The organism is Tropicibacter oceani, from assembly GCF_029958925.1.
Classification (GTDB): Bacteria; Pseudomonadota; Alphaproteobacteria; order Rhodobacterales; family Rhodobacteraceae; genus Pacificoceanicola; species Pacificoceanicola oceani.
Genome location: NZ_CP124616.1, coordinates 513,651 through 535,545, shown reverse-complemented (window position 1 = coordinate 535,545; position 21,895 = coordinate 513,651). Strand labels below are relative to the sequence as shown.

Annotated in this window: 18 protein-coding genes; 6 read left to right on the top strand and 12 right to left on the bottom strand. The window is 65.0% G+C overall.

All coding sequences use genetic code 11. From position 1 onward, the window contains the following. Positions 1-181 precede the first annotated feature (181 nt). From QF118_RS02620 to QF118_RS02600, 5 genes are read right to left on the bottom strand one after another with little or no spacing between them, the layout of a single operon-like run. Positions 182-2,281 carry an NAD-dependent epimerase/dehydratase family protein gene (locus QF118_RS02620; protein WP_282301093.1) on the bottom strand — a complete coding sequence of 700 codons (2,100 nt, stop codon included), beginning with the start codon at positions 2,279-2,281 and terminating at the stop codon, positions 182-184. Positions 2,282-2,293: 12 nt separating this feature from the next. Further along, entirely contained in the window at positions 2,294-3,253 is a 960-nt protein-coding gene (locus tag QF118_RS02615; protein ID WP_282301092.1) for a glycosyltransferase family 2 protein, read from the bottom strand. Then, a complete protein-coding gene (locus QF118_RS02610; RefSeq protein WP_282301091.1) occupies positions 3,250-4,479 on the bottom strand; it encodes a glycosyltransferase in 1,230 nt (409 codons plus the stop codon). The genes QF118_RS02615 and QF118_RS02610 overlap by 4 nt, the downstream gene beginning before the upstream one ends. Next, the gene (locus tag QF118_RS02605) at positions 4,476-5,438 is read right to left on the bottom strand and encodes an NAD-dependent epimerase/dehydratase family protein (protein WP_282301090.1); all 963 of its coding nucleotides are present in this window, start codon (positions 5,436-5,438) and stop codon (positions 4,476-4,478) included. The genes QF118_RS02610 and QF118_RS02605 overlap by 4 nt, the downstream gene beginning before the upstream one ends. After that, positions 5,426-6,550, bottom strand: a complete 1,125-nt coding sequence (locus tag QF118_RS02600; protein ID WP_282301089.1) for a Gfo/Idh/MocA family protein — start codon at positions 6,548-6,550, stop codon at positions 5,426-5,428. Before QF118_RS02600 ends, QF118_RS02605 begins: the two co-directional genes overlap by 13 nt. 253 nt (positions 6,551-6,803) lie before the next feature. Here QF118_RS02600 and QF118_RS02595 point away from each other — a divergent pair, with 253 nt between their 5' ends. Continuing rightward, positions 6,804-7,568, top strand: a complete 765-nt coding sequence (locus tag QF118_RS02595; RefSeq protein ID WP_282301088.1) for a WecB/TagA/CpsF family glycosyltransferase — start codon at positions 6,804-6,806, stop codon at positions 7,566-7,568. Between the two features lie 3 nt (positions 7,569-7,571). On the opposite strand, the gene QF118_RS02590 is transcribed toward QF118_RS02595, so the two are convergent. Genes QF118_RS02590 through QF118_RS02580 form a run of 3 tightly spaced genes read right to left on the bottom strand, consistent with a single transcriptional unit; the run spans position 7,572 to position 11,949 of the window. Next, positions 7,572-8,339 carry an SDR family oxidoreductase gene (locus tag QF118_RS02590; protein ID WP_282301087.1) on the bottom strand — a complete coding sequence of 256 codons (768 nt, stop codon included), beginning with the start codon at positions 8,337-8,339 and terminating at the stop codon, positions 7,572-7,574. Further along, positions 8,336-9,898: a GMC oxidoreductase gene (locus QF118_RS02585; protein WP_282301086.1), complete on the bottom strand. Its 1,563-nt coding sequence runs from the start codon at positions 9,896-9,898 to the stop codon at positions 8,336-8,338. Before QF118_RS02585 ends, QF118_RS02590 begins: the two co-directional genes overlap by 4 nt. Continuing rightward, complete coding sequence (locus QF118_RS02580; protein ID WP_282301085.1) at positions 9,895-11,949, bottom strand: acyltransferase family protein; 2,055 nt, start codon at positions 11,947-11,949, stop codon at positions 9,895-9,897. The genes QF118_RS02585 and QF118_RS02580 overlap by 4 nt, the downstream gene beginning before the upstream one ends. A 224-nt stretch (positions 11,950-12,173) precedes the next feature. Here QF118_RS02580 and QF118_RS02575 point away from each other — a divergent pair, with 224 nt between their 5' ends. After that, positions 12,174-12,671 carry a serine O-acetyltransferase gene (locus QF118_RS02575; RefSeq protein WP_282301084.1) on the top strand — a complete coding sequence of 166 codons (498 nt, stop codon included), beginning with the start codon at positions 12,174-12,176 and terminating at the stop codon, positions 12,669-12,671. Here QF118_RS02575 and QF118_RS02570 read toward each other — a convergent pair. Both QF118_RS02570 and QF118_RS02565 read right to left on the bottom strand, forming a co-directional pair. After that, entirely contained in the window at positions 12,661-13,977 is a 1,317-nt protein-coding gene (locus QF118_RS02570) for a glycosyltransferase family 4 protein (protein WP_282301083.1), read from the bottom strand. The genes QF118_RS02575 and QF118_RS02570 overlap by 11 nt on opposite strands. A 3-nt stretch (positions 13,978-13,980) precedes the next feature. Beyond that, complete coding sequence (locus tag QF118_RS02565; protein ID WP_282301082.1) at positions 13,981-15,378, bottom strand: hypothetical protein; 1,398 nt, start codon at positions 15,376-15,378, stop codon at positions 13,981-13,983. 202 nt (positions 15,379-15,580) lie between these two features. Here QF118_RS02565 and QF118_RS02560 point away from each other — a divergent pair, with 202 nt between their 5' ends. After that, on the top strand, positions 15,581-16,777 hold the full coding sequence (locus QF118_RS02560; protein ID WP_282301081.1) for a glycosyltransferase family 4 protein: 1,197 nt from the start codon (positions 15,581-15,583) through the stop codon (positions 16,775-16,777). On the opposite strand, the gene QF118_RS02555 is transcribed toward QF118_RS02560, so the two are convergent. Beyond that, entirely contained in the window at positions 16,756-17,439 is a 684-nt protein-coding gene (locus tag QF118_RS02555) for an HTTM domain-containing protein (protein ID WP_282301080.1), read from the bottom strand. The genes QF118_RS02560 and QF118_RS02555 overlap by 22 nt on opposite strands. Next, entirely contained in the window at positions 17,439-17,840 is a 402-nt protein-coding gene (locus tag QF118_RS02550; protein WP_282301079.1) for a hypothetical protein, read from the bottom strand. The genes QF118_RS02555 and QF118_RS02550 overlap by 1 nt, the downstream gene beginning before the upstream one ends. A 183-nt stretch (positions 17,841-18,023) precedes the next feature. On the opposite strand from QF118_RS02550, the gene xsc reads away from it, so the two are divergent. From xsc to QF118_RS02535, 3 genes are all read left to right on the top strand, one after another. Further along, complete coding sequence (xsc, locus tag QF118_RS02545; RefSeq protein WP_282301078.1) at positions 18,024-19,802, top strand: sulfoacetaldehyde acetyltransferase; 1,779 nt, start codon at positions 18,024-18,026, stop codon at positions 19,800-19,802. 90 nt (positions 19,803-19,892) lie between these two features. After that, a complete protein-coding gene (locus tag QF118_RS02540; protein WP_282301077.1) occupies positions 19,893-20,837 on the top strand; it encodes a phosphate acyltransferase in 945 nt (314 codons plus the stop codon). After that, complete coding sequence (locus QF118_RS02535; RefSeq protein WP_282301076.1) at positions 20,834-21,895, top strand: acetate/propionate family kinase; 1,062 nt, start codon at positions 20,834-20,836, stop codon at positions 21,893-21,895. The genes QF118_RS02540 and QF118_RS02535 overlap by 4 nt, the downstream gene beginning before the upstream one ends.

Sequence of the window (21,895 nt, the reverse complement as noted above, 5' to 3'; positions counted from 1 at the left end):
AGCGCGCCCCAAATCATTACCCTGCCATGGTCAATCTTGGCATTCATATCTGCTCAACTCCGGTGCGTGGCCCCTAGGTGCGGGACGCACTTTGCCTTGATCCGTTTACAACAAAGAAATCTGTCCGGAATAAGACCGATTTGAGGGGATTGTTCACGAAATGGGGCCTTGATCGCCCGTTTCAAAATCCGAAAAGGTTGGCCTGTGTGATCGCCTTCTTGATGAATGTGGTACGGTCACCTTCGGGTTTCCAGCCCAGCAGGCGTTTCGGCTTTTCGTTCACGAAGGGCGAAAAATGCGCCCGGCTTTTCCAGTCGGCAAGGCTGGGGCGGATCACGCCGGGGCGGCGCAGCGCGTATTTCTTCAGCCCGTATTTCACCGCGTCCGAGGCGTAGAAAGCATGCAGGTTGCCCGGGCTGACCCGGATGCGCGCGCCCAGTTCCGCATGAATGGCGTCGAAATAATCGCGCGCCGACAGCATCGGATCGCCAACCAGGTTAAAGCTTTGGCCTTCGACCGGGGCGTCGATCATCCGCACCAGCCCGTCGGCGATATCATCGTTCAGCACAAAGGGCAGGATGTTGCGACCATGGCCCCAGATGCGCACGGCCCCCGCGCCATGCCAGCGGCCGATGCCCCAATGCTGCAAAGGCCCGCCTGCGCCAACGACAATGCCGGGGCGGGCAATGACCAGCGGCAGCCCGCGTTCGCGGTGCAGCTTCATCAGCTGCTTTTCGCACTCGGCCTTGGACCGGGCGTACAGGTTGCGGTCGGTCATATCCTCGGCAAAGCCAGTCTGTTCGGTGATCTGCTTGCCGGGATCGGACATGTCATAGCTGGCGATCGTGCCGGTATAGACCAGCCGTTTGACCCCGGCCTTTTCGCAGGCCATGCCGATGCGCGTCGCGACGCCCACGTCGTTGATCAGACAATCGGCCCAGCTGGTTTCCAGCGCCTTGGCGAGGTTGAAGACAACCTCGATCCCCTCCATCGCCTGTGTCAGACCGTCAAGATCATGCAAGGATGCGCTGACCGTTTCGACATTGTCGGGCAGGTCGGGAAAGGGGCCGCTGCGCCCGCGCGACAGCACGCGCACATCGCGTCCGTCGGCCACAAGGCGGCGGGTCAGGGCGCGACCGATGAAACCGGTGCCCCCGATGACCATCGCGGTTGGCTTGGGCTTGCGCGATTGTACCGATGGCGCGGCGACCTTCAACACATCAGCGGGCAGAAGGTTGATGGCGTCGTCCAGCGCCTGCATCACGGCCACGGCGCTGTCCCCGGAAAAGGACATCGCGACCGACCCACCGCCGATCGCGCCATAGACCGCTGCGTTCATCCCGCGAAAACTGCGGCCATAGGGGTTTTTCGTGTTCAGCGAAGCCAGCTGCACCCCGGCGTTCTTCGCCCCTTCCCACAGGTGTTGGCGCGACAGATCCAGCTGGCGGCGCAGCGGATTGACCACCAGATCGCTGGCATTCTCACGCTCGACGATCAACACGTCCTGCGCAAAATCCAGACGCGCCCGGGCGGAGGACCCGCGCAATGTCACGCTGCGGTCATCCATGGTTTCCACAAGCGAGATGACAAAGGTGATATCCACCCCGCCCGCCCGCGCCAGAATGCGAAAGCCCTGCGGGCGCATGTCGTCACCGGGCAGGGCAATGGGTTTGGACGCCTCGGCATGGATCACCTGAACCGGGCCAAACAGATCATGGGCAAAACCCATCAGATGCGGGCCCAGCTCAAGGATCAGGTTTTTCGGCTGCCGCAACAGCCACAGGCTGAAAGGCCCCGAGCGCAGCGGTGACAGCGGCAAGGCCCAGGAAATCTCGCACCCTGATATGCGGCCATAGGCGCCGCCGGCCATCTGCGCCTTCATCCGCTGATACGACGGAAGTCCCAGGAAATTATGCCCAGCGTGAAAGCATTTGCCCGCCTTTTCAGCCGCTTGCTGTATCGCGCGGGTTTCGTCGGCGGATTCGGCCACAGGCTTTTCCACAAGCACATGCAGCCCGCCTTGCAGGCATTTTATGGCGATTTCCTTATGCAATTGCGGCGGCGTGAGAATATGCACCGCATCGCACAGCCCAGAGGCGATCAGATCATCCACAGAGGTAAAGGGTTTCGCGCCATAGCCCTCGGCCAGCCCTTTGGCGGCGGTTTCCGAGACATCGCAGACCGCGGCAAGGGTCACGCCCGGCGTCGCCTTTAGCGCATCGGCGTGCCAGGTTGCGATATATCCGGCCCCGATCAGGCCAACGCGGGTGGGTTTGGACATTTGAAAACCTTCTTACTTGTATTCGATAAGGCGCATGTCGCGCCCGGTCAGGCGACGCAAGTGAAAGCGTGCCATACCGATGAGATTGGGGAACTTCGACAGGGTCAGCAGCCCCGAATGCCGCCAGGCCTGCGCCTTGGGCAGACCGTCGCGCACCAGCCCCTGCGCCGTGCGGACATAATTCAGGACATAGACCAAAAGGATCAGCAGCGCAGCCCAACCGGCGACCATCAGGCCAAGCAGCATGGCCAACGGCAGCGCGGCGCCATAAATCAGCGTACGCCTGCGTTCGCGCAGGAAATACTCGGGGTGCAGATGACCAACCTGGGCAAAGCCATGCCCGGTGCGCACCGCCCTTTGCCACCATTGGCCAAAACTCAGCATATTAGCGTCATGGCGCGTCATGTCCTGCGCGATGCGCTCCAACCGCCAGCCGGCCTTGCGGAACCGGCAGCAGACCTCGTCATCCTCGGCGGCGATCACCTGCGGGTTCATGCCGCCAACCTCGCGCCACAGCGCGGCGCGCACCATCATGTCGCCGCCGCAGGCGTCGATCTGCCCGGCGGGGCGGTGCCATTCCCAATCGCACAGCTGGTTGTAGATGCTGGCGTCCGGGTGGATTTCGCGCCGCCAGCCGGTGACCATGCCGACCTTGGGGTTGGCTTCAAGAAAGGCGCGCGCCTTGTCGAGGTAACCGGGGACCAGCGCGCAATCACCGTCGATGAACTGCACGATCTGCGGATCGTCCAGCGCGTCGAATCCGGCATTGCGGGCACGGGCGGCGGTAAAGGGAATGGACATATCCAGGCTGACCACCGTGGCACCGCGCGCCTGCGCCTGCGCGACGCTGTCATCGGTCGAGCCTGAATCGACATAGACCACCTGCCGCGCCTGCCCCTGTACGGACTCAAGACAGGCCACCAGCCGCGCGCCTTCATTGCGCCCGATCAGAACCACATCCACCGGGGTCATTGCGGCACCTCGGGGCGTTTCGGCGGCGGTGGGTTGCCTTTGGTGTAAGACACGAACAAGCCCGACAGCCGCGCGGCTTCGATGGCGATGTTGAAATCGGCCCTGACCACCGCTGCGCCGGTTGCACCCATGGCGCGGCGTGGGCGCGCGTCTTTCAGCGCTTCGGCGATGGCTCTGCGCAATGCAACGGTATCGCCGGGCGGGACCAGATGGCCTGTCAGCCCGTCGGCAACCAGTTCCGGCACCCCTGCGATCCGGGTCGTGACCACCGGCACGCCCGAGGCCATCGCCTCCATCAGCACCACGGGCACGCCTTCGGCAAAGCTGGGCAGGACAAAGACATCGGTTTTCGACAGCGCCCCGGCCACCTCGTCCTGTGATTTGTAGCCGACAAAGCTGACCGACAGCGCCTTGGCCTGTTCCTCAAGCGCGGCGCGGTCCGGCCCGTCGCCGATCACCGTCAGGTGCAGGCCCGGGTGATCCAACCCGCGCAGCGCGTCCAGCAGCACCGGCACACCCTTGACCGCCGCCAGCCGCCCGACAAACAACAACTCCGCGCCCTCGTGTGTCGAAGCTGTATAGCGGTCGGGATCGACACCACAGTGGATGATGTGAAAGCGGTCCCAATGCGCCTGATCGGCAAAGCACATCAGTTGCGACCGGGCATAATCGCTGATGCAGGCGACAAACGCCGCCCGCGCCGCCTTTTCGTCGATCCGCCAGTGCTGCGGTTCGAAAAAGATGTCGGGGCCATGGATGGTAAAGCTATAGGGAATGCCCGAAAGTTCGCTGGCCAGCATCGCCACAGTGCAGGATGCCTTGGCGATGTGGTTGTGCAGATGTTGCACGCCGTCTTCGGCCAGTTTGTCGGCCAGCACCCCGGCCTCAAGGAAATAGATCAGGTTGAACAGTCGTCCCTTGATCCCCTTTGGCGCGGTCTTCCAGGCCAAGGCCAGCGCCTTCAGATAGCGCCCCGGCTGGCGCATCCAGCGCAGATGCGCGCGGGCCAGACGCAGAGGCGATTTGCAGGCCTGCAACACCTTGAAGGTGCGGGCGTGTTCCGCGCGTTGTTCCGGCCCGACCAGGTGTTCGGCCCCGGTGGTGCGGATCGAACAGGTCAGAACCTCGTGACCCAGACCGCGCAGCGCCGCGACCTCGCGTTGGATAAAGGTATCCGAGGCGCGCGGATATTCCCCGGTCAGATAGGCCAGCTTGGGCAGGGTCATGCCGCCCCCCTGACGCTGCGGGCCAGCATCGCTTCGAAACTGTCGATATCCTTGCCCCCCAGCGCATGGCGCAGGGCGGTGTTTGGATAGACCAGCGGCATCAGCCGGGCCCTAAGGATGGGTTCAACGAACAAACCGGGTAGGCGCGCGCTGACAGGTTTCAACAGACGGACAAAGCCCAGCCACAGCCCAAAGGGCACCGGCAGAACCAGTTTCGGCCAGCCCGTCAAACGGCGATGCGCCGCCTGGAACCGAGCGCGGCTGGGGCGGTCATCATCCAGGGCGTTCACCGCCTGAATGCCGTCCGGTTCGGCCAAGGCGGCCCGGATCAAAACATCGGCCAGATGGTCGACGTGGATCAACGGCAGCTCGCCGGTCTGGCCGATCTGCACATGCAGTTTCGACGCCCAGAACCCCATCAAGGCATTCCACGTTCGCCCCGGTCCATAGACCGCCCCGGCCCGGATCAGCCAGGCCTCTGGCCTCGCGCTTCGTACCATGTCCTCCTGCCGCAGCTTGGCGGCGGTATAGGCGTCGCGCGCGTGATCGGGGTCTTCCAATGGTGCGCTTTCATCCAGCCTGTCACCGGGCGTCAGCCGCATGGTGTCGTAAACCGCGATCGAACTGACCAGCACTATACGGGCCGTCCCTGGGGCCGCGTCCAGAATCGCCGCCGTGCCGCGCAGGGTGTCGGCCTTATGCGCAGCGGCGTCGCCGCCCAGATGCGCGGCGGCATGGATCACGGCGCCGACCCCCTCCATGGCACTGGCCAACCCCGCAGGGTCCTGCGCCAGATCAACCTTGACCGCCAGGATGCCGGTATCGCCCGCCCATTCGGGCAGGGGCTGTTTGCGATAGGTGGCAACCACCTTAAGACCGCGCGCGCGGGCCGCCCGTACCGCAGCGCTGCCGACAAAGCCCGTGGCTCCGGTGATCATCAGACGTGTCATTTCGCCCATGGCATCGGCTCCATCGGGTCGCAACGGGTGGTCATCGCCTGCGCGCCACTGTGTTCGCCCGCGTTCTGGATCGCCAGCGTCACCTCGGTCATGTGCAGGGCGAAATCGCCGCCCACCCGGCAGGGGCGGCCCTGTTTCAGTGCCTCCAATACCTCGGCCGGGCCCAGCATGAAATTCATTGCCGCCGCGCCCCAGCGTTTCACCTTTGGGTGGGTTGGCCCCGGCAGCCTGACCCGTCTTGGCAGGGGCGATTCCATCAACCGCCGCCGCACTGTCATGCGCCGGGCAAAGCGCACCTTGGCACTGTTGTCCCAGGCCGCATTGCAGCTTAGCACACCCTTGTCGCCAACCACCCGGATCGAATGATCGTGCGGCGCCACGATGGAACAGGTCAGCCGGGTCACCGGCCCATTCTCAAAGAACAGCGTCGCAACGCTCAGATCGGGGGCAAAGGGGCCTTGGCCCGCCTTGTCGGGGATCACTTCAGCGCTGGCGGCAACGACGGTGCGCACGGACCCGAACCAGCCGATCAGCCAGCCCAGGTAATAACCCGCGTGTTCCAGCGTACAGCCGACGCGGAATTCGTCCTGATAGGGCCAGGGCGCGCCACTTTCGCTTAGCCACTTGGTGAAGGCCGCCTGCGGGATGAAGCCATCGTCCAGCTCGGCATAAATAGCGCGGGGCGTGCCAGCCACGCCAGTGCGCAGCGCGTGCCCCAGCGTCTGCGCCGCCTCACCCAGCACCGAACAGGGGGCCGAGGCCAGGATCAGCCCCTGCCTCTCGGCCAGCCCGTGCAATTCCCGGGCATCCTCGACCGTCATCGCCAGCGGTTTTTCCGAATAGACGTGACGCCCCGCCATCAGGCAGGCGCGGGTCGTTTCATAATGCGCATGTGGATTGGTCAGGTTCAACACCAGCGCATCCGGCGCATCATTCAGCAGCGCGTCAAAGGATGGCTTGGCTGGCACCTTCCAGAAATCGCAAAAGGTTTTCAGCCGCGCGGCGTTCAGGTCATGGACCCCGGCAACCTCGATCCCCGGCATTGCCGCAAGCGAGCGCATGTATAGATCGGCGACAAAGCCGCATCCCAGCAGAACCACACGCCCCGTCATCCGCGCCCCTCAATGTCGAAAGGCCCGCCGCAGCAGGATGGATAGAATGTCGTCCAAAGGTTCACTGATCAGCCCACCATTACCGTCAAACATGCTTAACCGGGAATCGTGGCCAGAATTCGACCAATCCCCGAACTTGGGGAATATCCCGTGATTGCCGTGGTTTCGCCACTCTTTTGGCGCGAGTTGTTGCGCATAAGGCACTGCAAAAGGCGGCAAATTGCGCTAACCCGTCAGTATGGAAAAGGCTTACATGAGATTCACGCTGAAAGGTCAGACCGTCGCGGTCAACGTGCCCACCTGGGCCGCGCTCGAAGCCCGCGTGTCCGACCGCCTGTCCCGCAAGGAAGGGTTTGCCCTGGCCACCATCAACCTTGACCACCTGGTCAAGCTGAACGCATCCCCCGCCTTTCGCGCCGCCTATGCCGCGCAGGATTTCGTGGTCGCCGATGGCAATCCGATTGTCTGGATGGCGCGTCTGGCCGGGCGTCCGGTCGAGTTGATCCCCGGGTCCGACGCGATCCTGCCGCTGGCCCGGATCGCCGCGCGCCAAGGGGTCAGCGTGGCGCTTGTCGGATCGACCAAACCGGCGCTGGCCGCCGCCAAGACCAGCCTTCAGGCGCAGGTTCCGGGCCTTGACGTGGCCTGCTGTATCGCGCCGCCCATGGGTTTTGACGCTGGCGGCGCGCAGGGCAGAGAGGTGCTGCAAAGGATCGCGGCCTCGGGGGCGGGGCTGTGTTTCATCGCGCTTGGCGCCCCCAAGCAAGAGCTGTTTGCCGCCGCCGGACGCCGGGTGACGCCGGGCATCGGCTTTGCCTCGATCGGAGCGGGGCTGGATTTTCTGGCCGGAACGCAGCAACGCGCGCCCGCCTGGGCAAGACGTTTCGCGGTGGAATGGCTGTGGCGGATGCTCAGCAGTCCGAAACGGCTGGGCATGCGCTATCTGCGCTGCATGGTGATCCTGCCGGGGCAGGTGCTGCGCGCGCTTGCGCTGCGTCTCAGGGGAAACCGCGCCTGACGGTCACAACTGCCGCGGCCTGCGACGCCGCATCAGGATCAGGTCCTTGATCTTGCCCTTGATTCCCCGGAGCGGCAAAATCTCGCGATCCATCTCGAACACCGCGCCGGTCAGCGCGGGGTCGCGCATCAGGGCCAGTTTCACGCCCCATTTGGCGGCCTGTTCCGGCGCCAGACCGTCGGGTATCCCCATCCCGGTGCGCAGCATCCCCGGCATCCAGTCGCCAATGACGATGCCCGGGAAACGATCGCCCAGATCGGCAATCAGCGCCCGCGTCAGGATACGCGCCGCGCCCTTGGATACCGAATAGGCCCCGGCGCTGGGCAGCGGATTCAGATCGGCAAAGGTGGCGACGTTCAGAATACGCCCGCGCCCGCGCGCGGCCATGTCGCGCAGCGCCGCATGGCTGCAATGGACCACGCCGCCCAGATTGATCGCCACGGTCTGCATAAAGCTTTCCGGGCTTTCCTCCAGAAAATCCCGGTGCGGATAGACAGCCGCATTGTTGATCAGCAGGGCGATGGGACCATGATTTTCCACGATACGGGCAAACCCCTCGGACACGGCGCGCGCATCGGCCACGTCCAGCGGCTCGGCCACGAACCGACCCTTGGTGCACAGCGCCGCCGTCTCTTGCAGCGGTTGCAACTGGCGGCCCGTGCCGACAACGGTAAATCCCTTTTCGCTCAGGCCCACCGCCATGGCCCGGCCCAGCCCGGACCCAGCCCCGGTGACAATCGCAATCCCGTCCTGTGGCGTCAGCTGGGTCATTGGAATGGCTCCTTCACAAGGATGTCAGCCACCCGCAGGGCATTGGCCGCGATGGTCAGCGACGGGTTCACCCCCATCGACGTCGGCATGAAGGATGCATCCGCAACCCACAGGTTTTCCACGTCATGGCTTCGGCAATCGGGCCGCAGGACCGAACGGGCAGGGTCCGAGCCAAAACGCAAGGTTCCGCAGGGGTGGCCATAGTTCAGCTCGGGCGTCAGCCCCAGGAACATCCGCCGATGCCCGCGAAAGGCGCGGCGGATCGCGCGGCGAAACCCCCGGCGGCGGGCCAGCAGTTCGGGCGCGAAGTCATAGACCACCGACAGCCTGTCAGGCTGCGCCGGGTCATAGGTGACACGGTTGCCTTCGTAGGGAAGATCCTCGAGCAGGCCGACGAATATCTGGGCATGGCCGAAGAGCCGCGCCGCCAGCGCGGCGGGCAGGCGGGTCATCTGCCGCGCCCCCGGCACCCGCGCCAAGGCCGAGCGCGCCAGCATCAGGTTCAGATAATGCACGATCTCGCCATAGCTGGCCCGGATTCCCATGGCCTGCACCGTGCCGAAACGGTCCGCACCATGATACAGGTCGCGCAGCGAAATCGCTTTGGTCGCGCCATCGTCACCGCCGCCCTTGGGCCACAGTGCAAACATCTCGTTCAGGTGAAACATCAGGTTGCGCCCGACCAGCCCCGACCGGTTGGCCAGCCCTTCGGGCCATGCCTCGCTGCCCGAGGCCAGCAGCAACCGGGCCGATCCCAATGCACCCCCCGCCAGCACATAGCGCCGCGCGGTGAACCGCTGCGGCACTCCGTCAACGCGGGCCTCGACATGGGTGATCTGGTCGCCCTCTGCCGCCAGACGGGTGACCAACGCCCGGTCGATAAGCGTCGCGTTGCCCGTCGCCAGCGCCGGTTCGACCCCGGCCGAGCGTCCATCCATCTTGCACCGCCTCGGGCATTTCGTGCCAAGGCAGTTCAGGCAATCCGGGGTGCGTTCAATCGCGGTATGGGCGTGATAGGGATGCAGCCCGACCGCCCCAAGGCTATTCATCAACGCGGCCTCGGTCTCGGTCAGGCCGGGCGGATCGCGCAGCGGCAAGGGGGTCTCGGCGGACAGTGGATCAGCCGTGCCATAGACCCGGTACATCGCGGCGGCCCGCGCGTACCAATCGTGCATGGTGTCAAACCCGACAGGCCAGCCGCCCGTAGGATGCGGACGGTCCTGCGTGTCCTCCAGATCGTGGCGTTCGGGGCGTTCCAGCGTCGCCGCGTAAAACGCCGATGACCCGCCGACCCCGGCCCCCAAAGGCGCGTAAAACGCGCTTTCCTGACCGTTCAGCGTGACACGCAAGGGCGTGGGCCACAGCCCGCGTGTCAGCCGCGCCTCGGGGATGAAAATCTCGGACAGGCCGTTGCGCTCGGACCGAAACCCGGCCGCGCCCTGTTCCAGGAACAGAACCTTTTGCCCGGCCTCTGCCAGCGCCCTCCCTATGGTGCCGCCGCCGATGCCGGTTCCGATCACGATCGCATCCCAGACAATATTCGTGGCGGGATGGGTCATTGCCCGCTGCCCTTGGTCAGGGCCGTGCGCTGGCGCAGCCCGTCAAAGACGGGTTGGAAGATGTCGCGCACCCGGATGGCGGCGCTGTTGGTCACGTGGTTGTTGTCGAAATACTGCCCGACCCCGTCCTTGATCGCCCGGCAAGTCGTGGCGTCACAGAACTGCGGCCAGCTGTCGATGAACCCGATCTTCCCGGCCTCGGCCATCGTCAACCAAGGCCCGTCCGCAAACGCGCTGCGCAGGGCCAGCGTATCGCGCGCCACATCGGTTTGGGTGACCGCTTCGGCCGCCAAGGGCCATCCGGCATGGGCTGCCTCGCGGGCGGCCTTGCGGCTGTCGTATTGCGGGATTTCCGGCGGCTGGCGCAGGACATGGATGTTGGGCACCCAGCGCCCCATCGCCTCGATACTTGCCTGCGCGGCCAGGGTCAGACGCCTGGCCTGTTGTTCGCCGACCCGTTCGGGACCATTGGTGGGGTGCAGAGAAATCAGGTTGCCGGCATCCAGTCCGACGCCGGTGCCGCTTGCGTAATAGCTCCAGCGACCGATCAGCAGCAGGCTTTCAAGGCTTTGCATCCGGCCAAAGCTTTGTTCGATCTGCTTGTTGGCCTGGGTGCAGGCGGTGTCCTGCGCCTGCGTCGCGGCGGATTCGACCTTGCGCAGGCCGAACAGCGGCGGACACCCGGCGCGCCACAGGATGATCCCGGGAACCCCGGCCTCGTGGGCGGCCAGGTCCAGCCCTTCCTTGAAGGCGCGCACATGGCTGTCGCCCCAGACCAGAACCCGCGGCGGTCCTTCGGGTCCGATGGGGCAAACCTCGAGCCCGTCCAGCGGCAAGGCGTCGGCGATATGGCAGCGGCTCCAGTCCTGCAGGAAATCGCCTGTGGCGGCGATGTGCACGCGGGCCTCGGGGCCAAAGCGCTGCGGCAGGCCGTCCTGCTTGAACAGCCAGCCACCCAGCCCCAGCAGCACGGCCGAGGCAAGCGCCGCCCCGCCCAGAACCATCCCGCCCGATAGCGCCCGGGCGCGCCGCACCGGGTTTTCCACATAGCGCCAGGACAGCCAGGCCAGGGCGACGCAAAGCGCCATCCAGACAAACGATTCCACAAGGTTCGCGTGGCCATCCCGCAGATAGCTGGACAGGGTAAAGATCGGCCAGTGCCACAGGTATAGCGAATAGGAAATCGCCCCAAAGAACACCGCATGGCGGCTGCACAGCAGGCGGTTCACCGGGTTGCGGTTCAGCCCGTTGGCCAGCACCAGCACCGTGCCCACAACCGGCAATAGCGCAAGCGCCCCGGGGAACAGCGGCCCGGCCGGAACGAACAGGATCGCCACCGCGATCATCGCCATGCCCAGCCAGGACAGAACCGCCCAGCCGCGCCAGGTGCGTCCGGTCTCATAGCCCCAGATCGCCAGCAGAACACCGCTGAGCATTTCCCAGGCGCGAAAGGGGAACAGGTAGAACGTGGCGGTGGAATACTGCGGCGTCAGCACGATGCAGGCGGCCAGCGACGCGGCCCAAATGGCCACTAGCCCCCCCAGCAATCCCCAGCGCCAGCGCGCCAGCAGCAGGATCGTCAGCGGCAGAAAGATATAGAACTGTTCCTCGACCGCCAGCGACCATGTGTGCAGCAGCGGCTTGTCCTCGGACGCGCTGTCGAAATATCCCGCACCGCGATAGAACAGCACGTTCGACAGATAGACGGTCGCGGCAACCAGCGTCTTGCCGTATTCGCGGAATTCAAACGGCAGCAGCAGCGCCCAGCCCAGAAGGGTCGTGACCACGGCCATGACGAAAAACGCGGGCGCAAGGCGGCGAAACCGGCGGACATAGAAGTTGCGCAACCAGATCGTGCCGGTCTGATCGTATTCGCGCCACAAGATGCCGCCGATCAGGAACCCCGAGATGACGAAAAAGATGTCGACGCCGACAAATCCACCCCGCAGCGGCAGGCCAAAGTGGTACAGCACCACCGACAGCACCGCGACGGCGCGCAGCCCGTCGATATCGCTGCGATAGGGCAGCGTCTGGCTATGCGGATCGCTCACCCGGCGACCTGGTTGTTGGGGACGATCGGGGCCGTCATCATGTCTTCCCTCCGGATTCTCCGGTTCGTTGTTCGTCTTGGGCCCCCACCCGAACGGTGGCATTTATAAGCGGGCCATTTGACGGCAAGTCAAGCGCACAGCGCGCCAAAGCGCGGGTAACTGTTGCCATAGGGTCAAGTATAGACCAAATCTGGGCCTGATTTGGGCATTCAGGGGTCAGGGTTTTGAGCGGCACGACGGAACAGCAGGTATCGGCGCAGACCCCGGATTGGAGCCGCGAGCGGATCGGCAAATTCTGGGACCCGGGGCAAAAGCTGATGCGCGCCCTGCGCCGGTACCAGGCGGCGCGCGCGCGCGGCGGCGTGCTGGGCAAGGCGGCGTCGAAATACTGGGCGCTGAACCACCTGTTCTGGTCCACGATCTGCCAATCCGAGATTCACCTGAACACGCAGATCGGCGGCGGTTTGCGCCTGACCCATCCGACGGGGATCATCATTCACCCCGACGCAAGGATCGGCGTAAATTGCATGATCTTTCATCAGGTGACGCTTGCCGGTCCTGTCGTGCTGGGCGGGCACGTGGACATCGGCGCAGGGGCCAAGCTGCTGGGCCCGCTGACCGTGGGCGATCACGCGGTGATCGGGGCGAATGCCGTCGTCACCCGCGACGTGCCGCCCGGTGCCACTGTCGCCGGTATCCCGGCCCGGATCATCAAGCCCTAGGGCGGGGGGCCACGCCGTCTTGTCCGAAAAAGTCGGGCACCGGGGCGGGGCGTCCGGCCAGCACCCAGTCATAGACCCGGGCCACCTGCCGCGCCTTGGCGGACCACAGGAAATGGCTTTGCACGCGGTCGCGGGCTGCCTGTGCCATGGCGGGCAGGGGGCCGGGATCATCCGCCAGCGCGGTCAGCGCCTCGGCAAAGCCTTGCGCGATCTCTTGCCGCGTGCCGCAGGGCACTTTGATCCCCACCTCCGAAGTGACCAGTTCGCCCGGTCCGGCATAGTCCACGATCATCGGGACAACACCCAGCGCCATCGCCTCCAGCACCACGCCGCCGCCGAATTCGCGGATCGACGGAAAGGTCAGCAGATGGCACGAGGCAAGGATATCCTGCACCTCCTGATGCGGTTTCCAGCCGTGAAAGGTGATCCCCTCCAACCCTTGTGCCAGTGCCTTCAGGGCGGGCATCATCGGCCCGTCGCCGATGATCTCAAGTTTCATCCGCCCGGCGCGCAGCAGCGGCGCGGCGGCTTCGATCAGCATGTCGGGGCCTTTGTAGGGCACCAGCCGCCCGACAAAACCGCCGCGCAGCACACCCGTCGGCGCGGCGCACCGGTTGAACCGCGCCGGGTCGATGCCGTTTTCCGGGATATAGACAATCTTGTCCTTTCCGGGTCTGGCGACCTCGGCCGCGGTATGGCGCGACCCGGCCAGCACGGCCGAGGCATGGCGCAGGGTGGCCCCGCGCCCCGGCAGCAGCTTGTAGGCTGACCGGATATAGCTCAGCCATTCCTTTTCGGCGCGCCGCTCGGCCTCGAACCCCTTGGGCCAGGGCACCCCGCCATTCAGCGGCCCCAGCACGAAAGGCACCCCCGCCGCCGCGCATTTGCCCGCCAGCGACGATGAAATCGTCGGCGACAGCGGTGTGATGCGGTGCACCACGTCATACTCACCCGCCGTGATGGCATCGCCAAAGCGCTTCCAGACCAGCCGTTCGAAATGCGGATAACTGATGGCGTTGATCGCCTGAACCATGGTCCAGCCCTTGCCTTCGCCCATGCGCAGCCGTTCGGCCAGCTTCCACATGGGGCGGGCGAACGCCTCGGAATCGATGGCGGTGAAATCGCTGCCTTCGCGCAGACCGGCGCGCAAAAATGCGTCGCGGTTGCGGACCTGAGTGACGATATGCACATCCGCCACGTCGCGCAGCGCCGTGGCCAGCGACCAGCCGACAAGCGGCACGCTGACCCATTCGGGATTTGCGGCCTCGGCAATGGCCAGAACGCGCGGTCTTTTGACGGGGTTCATGGGCTACATCACCGATTGCCAGTTCAGCTTTGACACAAAGACCCGCTGCTTCAACCGCTCGGCCCGCAGCTGTTCGGCATAGCCGGTCAGGGCGCCGGCGATCAGCCAGGTCAAAGGCGTCAGCGTCGCGTTGGGCAGCATGTCAAAGATGTTGATCGCCAGGATCAGCGACATCGGGGCGATAAAGGGTGATACGGCCACCTGCCGCTGCGCCACCGCCTCGCGCCACAGCAGGATCAGCGGCCAGACCAAAAGCCCGAATTCCGCCAGGAACCCGACCCATCCGTAAACCCCGATCACGATGATCCAGCGCCCGTCCGTCACGGTCAGGATATTGCCGCTGACCGGGTCCAGGATGTGGTTGCGCCCCCAGCTGCCCCAGCCGAACACCGGTTTGAGATAGGCGCGGTCCAGCAGCGTCTGTTCGTTGTCGAACCGGAATTCCAGTGACCGCGCGCGCTCGGGCTCGATGCTGGCGATGGCGTTCAGGATGCGGTCCTCGGGGATCAGGTCGACACCTTTCAGCATCGGATAGCTGACCGCCAGAAGGCCGATGACGATGGCCACCCGGATCTGCGTGATCCGCCCCAGGAACAGCACCGCAGGAACCAGCAGGATGACGAACAACAGCGCCCCCAGCGATTTGGCCATGACGATGATCAAGGTCAGGTACAGCGCCGCGCCCAGCAGTTTCACCCGGCTCCATTGCTGGTCCATCCGCCAAAGCGCCCAGGCCGATACCACCGCCGTCATCATGAAAAAGGCGACCCAAAGCCCATGGTACAAGAACACCACAGGACGATAGCCACCAGACCGGATGCTTTGCCCGAACAGGTGCTGGTAATAGCCGTAGACCCACAGGTTCAGCTGCGGCGACAGGCGCATTTCGATCAGCATCAGCACCGAATAGACCAATCCGCCGAACATCAGCGCCACCAGCAATTCGCGCTGGGCACCGCCGTTGGCCAGATGCTGGCGCGCCAGCAAGAAAGGCAGTACCAGAAGGGCCTGCTGGACGATCAGCGCGACGGCATCCTTGATCGCCAGCCCCGGCAGGCCGACCTGGCCAAAGAATACCGGATCATCGTTGGTCAGAACCGTGGCGATCGGCGAAAAGACAAAGGTCAGGATCAGGATGCGGCCGACCCAGGACACCGGCAGCAAGGTCCCGTGATGGCCATAGCGCCAAAGGATCAGCGCAAAGGCCGCCAGCGCCGGGATGTTGTGTTTGTTCATTGGCGGGAACAGCGGCAGGTCAAAGGCCGCGGGGGGTTCCGGCAGGAACAGATAGCCCAGCATCAACGACCAGATCAACGCGCGGTCGCGCGGCAGGCGCATGAACAGCACCGCCGAAACGAATGGCCAGATGGCCAGCGCGAAAAAGGCGATCGGGTTGGGCATCGGGTCCCTGTGGTTGCCAAGGCGCCGCAGCGCCGGATTGCCGGACCATAGCAACGGGGTGGGGCAATGTCGCGTCCACATTGGGCCAAAACCAAGGAAACGCGCGCCGCCAAAGCCCGGACCGCGCCTGGCCGCCAAGCAGGTCAAACTTTCGTCAGATTTGCACGACATTCTGGCACAGGACGAGTCGAGGGGCGCTTTCATGGTCAAGGACAGGCTGCGGATCGCATATCTGTGTGATATGTCTCCGCTGGATCGCAATCTGTATTCCGGTGGGAATGCGCGCATCCATGATGCGCTCAAGACGCATGTCGGCGATGTCACCATCTTGTCGAACTCATGGGGCCTTGCCGAACCGCTGCGCCGGCTGATCCTGAAACTGCCCGACGCGCTGAACCTGCGCCTGCGCTGGCGCATCCACCTTCTGCTGGCGCCGCTGATCGCGCGCAAGGTGCGCGCCGAACTGGCCAGGGGGCAGTATGACGTGTTGTTCTGCGCCTATTCCTTTCAGTCCCTGTGCCGGGTGCGCCCGCCCTATCCGCTGGTTTCGGTCTATACCTCGGACGCGACCCAGACGACCTATCGCGCCTCTGAAATCGGCGCCTATCACAAGACCTACCTGCGCATTGGCCGGCTGATGGATGGCTGGGTTGAACGGTGTGAAAAGCGCACCTTTTCCAACACGGACCTGCTGCTGTGGCCGTCGAAATGGCAAAAGGACCTGGCCGATACGCGCTATGGTCTGACCGCGGATCATTCGATCCTGGTGCCTTGGGGCGCCAACCTGGCCAAACCCGCCCCGCGCATCACCCCGACCGAGATTTCGCGCGACAAACCGGTGCGGTTGCTGCTGATCGGGCGCGACTGGTTCGCCAAGGGCGGGCCGGTTGCCTTTGACACCATGAAGCTGCTGCGCGCCCAGGGCATCGACGCCCGGCTGACCGTCATCGGCTGCCAGCCGCCACCGTTTCACCTGAACGAATTCGTCAAGGTATACAAACAGCTCGACAAGGCGATCCCCGAACAGCTGGCCCAGTTCGAACGCGAACTGGACAATGCGCATTTCCTGGTTCAACCTTCGATGGAAAGCTATGGTTTTGCCTTTTGCGAGGCCTCGGCCCATGGCCTGCCATCGCTGTGCCTGCGCGTCGGCGGTGTCCCGATCCGAGAGGGCATCAACGGCCACGCCCTGCCCATGGGCTCGGGCCCCGATGCCTTTGCCGCCAAGGTGCAGCACTATCTGGATCACCCCGATGCCTATGTCGCGCTGACCCTGACCGCGCGGCAGGAATACCGCGAACGCCTGAACTGGGACACCTGGGGCGAAACCGTCGCCGCGCTGTTGAACCAGACGATTCAGGCCCGCGGTCTGGCGGATCAGCCGACCAGCCGCCCCTGAAGCCAGAGGATCGATGGATAGGCCGCAAGCCAGATCCAGAAAAACCGGTTCAGCCCGAAAAAACAGGCATTGGAAAAGTGAAAGCTGGCGGTCAGCACCAGCGCCCCGGCCAACGCCAGCGGATGCAGCAAGGCCAGCGGAAAGGCCAGCTCCAACCCCATGACGGCCCATCCGGCCAGAAACAGCGCGCGGGGCCTGTCCGCCCAGCCGCGCAGCCCTTCGCTGACCGGGTAGGCGGAAAAGCGAAAGACATCGGCCAGGGCCTCTCCGCTGCGCCAGGCCGGGTTGATGACCTTGATCCAGCCGGAAATGAAATACGACAGCACCAGCTGTACGCCCAGGTAGGCAAAGGCCAGCTCGGCCAGCCGCGGGGACGGGGCCAGGTGCACCAACGCAAGGCAGGTCAGGATCAGCACCGTCATCTTGTCGCTGCCGCCATTGTAGGGCCCCTGGAACCGATGCAGGATCAGCAGCGCCAGCCCCATCAAGGCCCAGATCACCCAGTCGCTGTGAAACCCTGCCAGCAAAAGCAGGCACAGCCCAAGGCGCGGACCATGCAGCCGCCGTTCGTCGGGGTAGCTGACCAGATGTTCCAGGCTTTGCTGGATCATCGCCAGGGCCAGCAGGATTTCGGTCAGGCGCAGGGCCGTGTCGAAGCCCATCACGACGGCCCGACCACGATGGGCGTGCTTTCATATTCGACGAATTTCACGATCTGCGCCCCCTCGCGGCAGACAAAGACCAGCCGGAACTGAAGCCGCGCGCCGGGCTGGGCGCCGGACAGCCGCGCGATGCGCTTGTTCAGCTCGTCCAGGCTGTGCTGCGTCGGTTCGGCCACCAGCCGTTCGGACAGGCTGACTAGGAACAGCTGTTCGTTCCAACGCGGGTTCCAAAGCATCCGCCGCAGCATCCTGCCAAGGCTGACGCTGTCCGGCCGGTGGCGGCATTCCGTCCAGTCGCCGCCGTCCAGCCGGTATTCCACCCGGGGCGATGGCGCGACCGTCTTGAAAAAGCGCCATGACGGGATCAGCGCGGGCAATAGCAAAGAAAGGGTGCGCGGCATCCCGGCTCCTGTAGACTGGGCGGGGAAATCCTAGGGCCGCCGGTTTAAGGCCAGGTTTCCAAGGCCAGCTTTTCTGGCCTTAATCCGATGGCTTGTCTGGCCCTATCCGGGCCTTGGTCCAGCCACTACGGTAATGCCAAACGCCGGCCTAGTTGCCGGCGTCACCGCTTGGGAGAGACCACCATGAAAATGACCACCGAAGAGGCTTTTGTAAAAGTCCTGCAACGCCACGGGATCGAACACGCCTTTGGCATCATCGGATCGGCCTTCATGCCGATTTCCGACCTGTTCCCGCAGGCGGGCATCCAGTTCTGGGACTGCGCGCACGAAGGGTCGGGCGGGATGATGGCCGATGGCTATACCCGCGCCAGCGGCAAGATGAGCATGATGATCGCCCAGAACGGCCCCGGCATCACCAACTTTGTGACGGCTGTCAAAACCGCCTACTGGAACCATACGCCGCTGCTGCTGGTCACGCCGCAGGCCGCCAACAAGACCATCGGTCAGGGCGGTTTCCAGGAGGTCGAACAGATGGCCCTGTTCAAGGACATGGTCGCCTACCAGGAAGAGGTGCGCGACCCGTCCCGCGTGGCCGAGGTGCTGACCCGCGTCATCGCCAAGGCCAAGCAGGCCAGCGGCCCGGCGCAGATCAACATGCCGCGCGACTACTGGACCCAGATCATCGACATCGAGATCCCCGAACTGATCGAATTCGAACGCCCCTCGGGCGGGGAAAACGCCGTGGCCGAGGCCGCGGCCCTGCTGTCCGACGCGAAAAACCCGGTGATCCTGAACGGCGCGGGCGTCGTCCTGTCCAAAGGCGGTATCGCGGCCAGCATGGACCTTGCCGAACGGCTGGATGCGCCGGTTTGCGTCGGCTACCAGCACAACGACGCCTTTCCGGGCGGCCACCCGCTGTTTGCCGGGCCGCTGGGCTATAACGGCAGCAAGGCCGGGATGGAGCTGATCCAGCAGGCCGACGTGGTGCTGTGCCTTGGCACCCGGCTGAACCCGTTCTCGACCCTGCCGGGCTATGGCATGGATTACTGGCCCAAGAACGCCAGGATCATCCAGGTCGACATCAACCCCGACCGCATCGGCCTGACCAAAAAGGTCACGGTCGGCATCGTCGGTGACGCCGCCAAGGTGGCGCGCGGCATCCTGCGGCAGCTGACGGAAACCGCCGGTGACACCGACCGCGACGCCCGCAAGGCGCGGATTGCCGAAACCAAATCGAAATGGGCGCAGCAACTGTCGTCGATGGACCACGAAGACGACGATCCCGGCACCACCTGGAACCAGCGCGCCCGCGACGACAAACCCGACTGGATGAGCCCGCGCATGGCCTGGCGCGCCATCCAAAGCGCCCTGCCGCGCAACGCCATCATCAGCTCCGACATCGGCAACAACTGTGCCATCGGCAACGCCTATCCCACCTTTGACGAGCCGCGCAAATACCTTGCGCCGGGTCTGTTCGGCCCCTGCGGCTATGGTCTGCCCGCCATCATCGGCGCCAAGATCGGCTGCCCGGATGTGCCCGTCGTCGGATTTGCCGGGGACGGCGCATTCGGCATCGCGGTGACGGAACTGACCGCCATCGGCCGCGAAGAATGGCCCGCCATCACCCAGATCGTGTTCCGCAACTACCAGTGGGGCGCGGAAAAGCGCAACTCGACCCTGTGGTACGACGACAACTTTGTCGGCACCGAACTGGACGAAAGCGTGTCTTATGCCGACATCGCCACCGCCTGCGGACTGCAGGGCGTCAAGGCGCGCACCATGGACGAACTGACCGCCGCGCTCGACAAGGCGATCAAGGACCAGATGGAGCACGGCAAGACCACCCTGATCGAGGCGATGATCAACCAGGAACTGGGCGAACCCTTCCGCCGCGACGCGATGAAGAAACCCAACGTGGTCGCTGGCATCGACAAATCCGACATGCGTCCGCAAAAGGTGTAAGGGGCCAGGGGCGCGTGGCCGGTGTCACGCGCCCGGGCCTTGGTGCGGCAGTGGGGTCGTACCCGCAACTGCCGACCAATGAGGACCTGCATGACACGACCGCCCTTTCCCTTTCTCTATCCGGACGAACCGCAGGTGCCGCCGGGCCTTCTGGCCCGTGCCCGTGCCTTGCAAACCCCGCGCGTCGCGCTGGTCAATGCCGGGGCTGAAACGCCGCTTGCCGGACTGCGCGAGGCGGTCGAGGCCGGGCTGGCCGATCCCATCCTGATCGGAGACACCGACAAGATCCGCGAGGCCGCAGGCGCCATTGGCTGGGATATCGGCGGAATACGCCTGATCCACGCGCCCCACGCGCAGGCCGCCCCCGAGGCCGCCCGCCTGGCCCGCAAAGGCGAGGCCGACGCCATCATGAAGGGGCAGGTCCACACCTCGACCTTTCTCAAGGGGCTGCTGCCCAGTGCCGCCGGTCTGCGCGACAAGGCGGCGCGCTGTGGCCATGTCTTTCACATCACCAAAACCGGGTCCGAGCGTCCGTTGCTGTTGACCGATGCGGCGTTGAACGTCGATCCGGATATCGCCACCCGGCAGGCCTGTCTGGCCCACGCGGTCGCCCTGGCCCGGACGTTGGGCGTGGACCGCCCGCGCGCCGCCATTCTGGCCCCGACCGAGGACCCGACCCCTTCGGTCCCCAACACCATCGAAGCCGCCGAAATCGCCGCCTGGGCCAAGACCGCGCTGCCCGGGGCCGACGTGTCCGGCCCGATGGCGCTTGACCTTATCTGGTCGAAAGAGGCGGCGCGGATCAAAGGCTATGACAGCCCGGTCGCGGGCGACGCCGACATCGTCCTGACGCCGAACATCACCACCGGCAACGCCCTGTTCAAACTGATGGTGCTTGGCATGGGCTGCTGTGCGGGCGGAATTGTCATGGGGGCCAAGGTGCCGATCCTGTTGACCAGCCGCTCGCAGCAAAGCGCGGACCGGCTGGCCTCGGCGGCGCTGGGCGTCATCGCGGCGGCCGGAGAACCGGCATGATGCTGGTCGTCAATGCCGGGTCGTCCTCGATCAAGACCCAGCTTTTCGATGCGCAGCTGACGTCGGTTCTGTCGGTGGACGTGACCGGCATTGGTGGCACGGCACAGCTTCGCGTTGGCGCCGACCGCACGCCCGCTGTGGCGCCCGACCACGACAAGGCGCTGCGCCTGATCCTGCGCGCGCTCACCGACCACGGCCACCCGGTCGCGGAAATCACCGCCGCCGGGCACCGTGTCGTGCATGGCGGATCGCTTCTGGTGCGGCCGGTGCGCATCACCCCCGAGGTCATAGGGCAGATCCGCGCCTGCATCCCGCTGGCGCCGCTGCACAACCCGCACAACCTGTCCGCCATCGAGGCGCTGACCCGCATCGCCCCCGACATTGCGCAATACGCCAGCTTTGACACCGCGTTTCACGCCACCAACCCGCCCGAGGCGGCGCTTTATCCCCTGCCGGATGCCCAGCGCGACAAAGGGCTGCGGCGCTACGGGTTTCATGGTCTCAGCTATGCCGCGATGGTCCGCCGCTTTGGCGACGCCCTGCCGCCGCGCCTTCTGGCCTGCCACCTTGGAAACGGCGCCAGTCTTTGCGCGATCAGGGACGGGCGCTCGGTCGCGACGACGATGGGCTATTCGCCGATGGCCGGTCTGCCCATGGGCACCCGCGTCGGTGACATCGACGGCAGCGCCGTGCTGCGCCTTGCCCGCGAGATCGGCATAGACCAGACCGAGTCCTTGCTGAACGGCCAAAGCGGGCTGGTGGCGCTGGCGGGCACCAACGACATGGCCGAGCTTCTGGCCTCGGACCGGCCCGAGGCAGGCTTTGCGGTCAACTATTTCTGTTACTGGGTGGCGCGGCACGCGGGCTCGATGATTGCCGCGATGCAGGGGCTGGACGCCATCGCCTTTACCGGCGGTATCGGCGAAAACGCCGCCCCCGTGCGCGACAAGGTTCTGGCCCACCTCGCCTGGGCAGGCAAGGTGCCGGTTCACGTGGTCCCTGCGGGCGAGGAACGGCAGATCGCGCTTGACGCCCTTGGGCTGGGTGCGCGGATATGA

Excerpts from the sequence above, each read along its gene's own strand:
- QF118_RS02620 (WP_282301093.1), bottom strand. The coding sequence starts at position 2,281 with ATGTCCAAACCCACCCGCGTTGGCCTGATCGGGGCCGGATATATCGCA.
- QF118_RS02610 (WP_282301091.1), bottom strand. The coding sequence starts at position 4,479 with ATGACCCTGCCCAAGCTGGCCTATCTGACCGGGGAATATCCGCGCGCC.
- QF118_RS02550 (WP_282301079.1), bottom strand. The coding sequence starts at position 17,840 with ATGCCGCGCACCCTTTCTTTGCTATTGCCCGCGCTGATCCCGTCATGG.
- QF118_RS02615 (WP_282301092.1), bottom strand. The coding sequence starts at position 3,253 with ATGACCCCGGTGGATGTGGTTCTGATCGGGCGCAATGAAGGCGCGCGG.
- QF118_RS02590 (WP_282301087.1), bottom strand. The coding sequence starts at position 8,339 with ATGACCCAGCTGACGCCACAGGACGGGATTGCGATTGTCACCGGGGCT.
- QF118_RS02595 (WP_282301088.1), top strand. The coding sequence starts at position 6,804 with ATGAGATTCACGCTGAAAGGTCAGACCGTCGCGGTCAACGTGCCCACC.
- QF118_RS02565 (WP_282301082.1), bottom strand. The coding sequence starts at position 15,378 with ATGCCCAACCCGATCGCCTTTTTCGCGCTGGCCATCTGGCCATTCGTT.
- QF118_RS02540 (WP_282301077.1), top strand. The coding sequence starts at position 19,893 with ATGACACGACCGCCCTTTCCCTTTCTCTATCCGGACGAACCGCAGGTG.
- QF118_RS02555 (WP_282301080.1), bottom strand. The coding sequence starts at position 17,439 with ATGGGCTTCGACACGGCCCTGCGCCTGACCGAAATCCTGCTGGCCCTG.
- QF118_RS02605 (WP_282301090.1), bottom strand. The coding sequence starts at position 5,438 with ATGGGCGAAATGACACGTCTGATGATCACCGGAGCCACGGGCTTTGTC.
- QF118_RS02535 (WP_282301076.1), top strand. The coding sequence starts at position 20,834 with ATGATGCTGGTCGTCAATGCCGGGTCGTCCTCGATCAAGACCCAGCTT.
- QF118_RS02585 (WP_282301086.1), bottom strand. The coding sequence starts at position 9,898 with ATGACCCATCCCGCCACGAATATTGTCTGGGATGCGATCGTGATCGGA.
- QF118_RS02560 (WP_282301081.1), top strand. The coding sequence starts at position 15,581 with ATGGTCAAGGACAGGCTGCGGATCGCATATCTGTGTGATATGTCTCCG.
- QF118_RS02600 (WP_282301089.1), bottom strand. The coding sequence starts at position 6,550 with ATGACGGGGCGTGTGGTTCTGCTGGGATGCGGCTTTGTCGCCGATCTA.
- xsc (WP_282301078.1), top strand. The coding sequence starts at position 18,024 with ATGAAAATGACCACCGAAGAGGCTTTTGTAAAAGTCCTGCAACGCCAC.
- QF118_RS02570 (WP_282301083.1), bottom strand. The coding sequence starts at position 13,977 with ATGAACCCCGTCAAAAGACCGCGCGTTCTGGCCATTGCCGAGGCCGCA.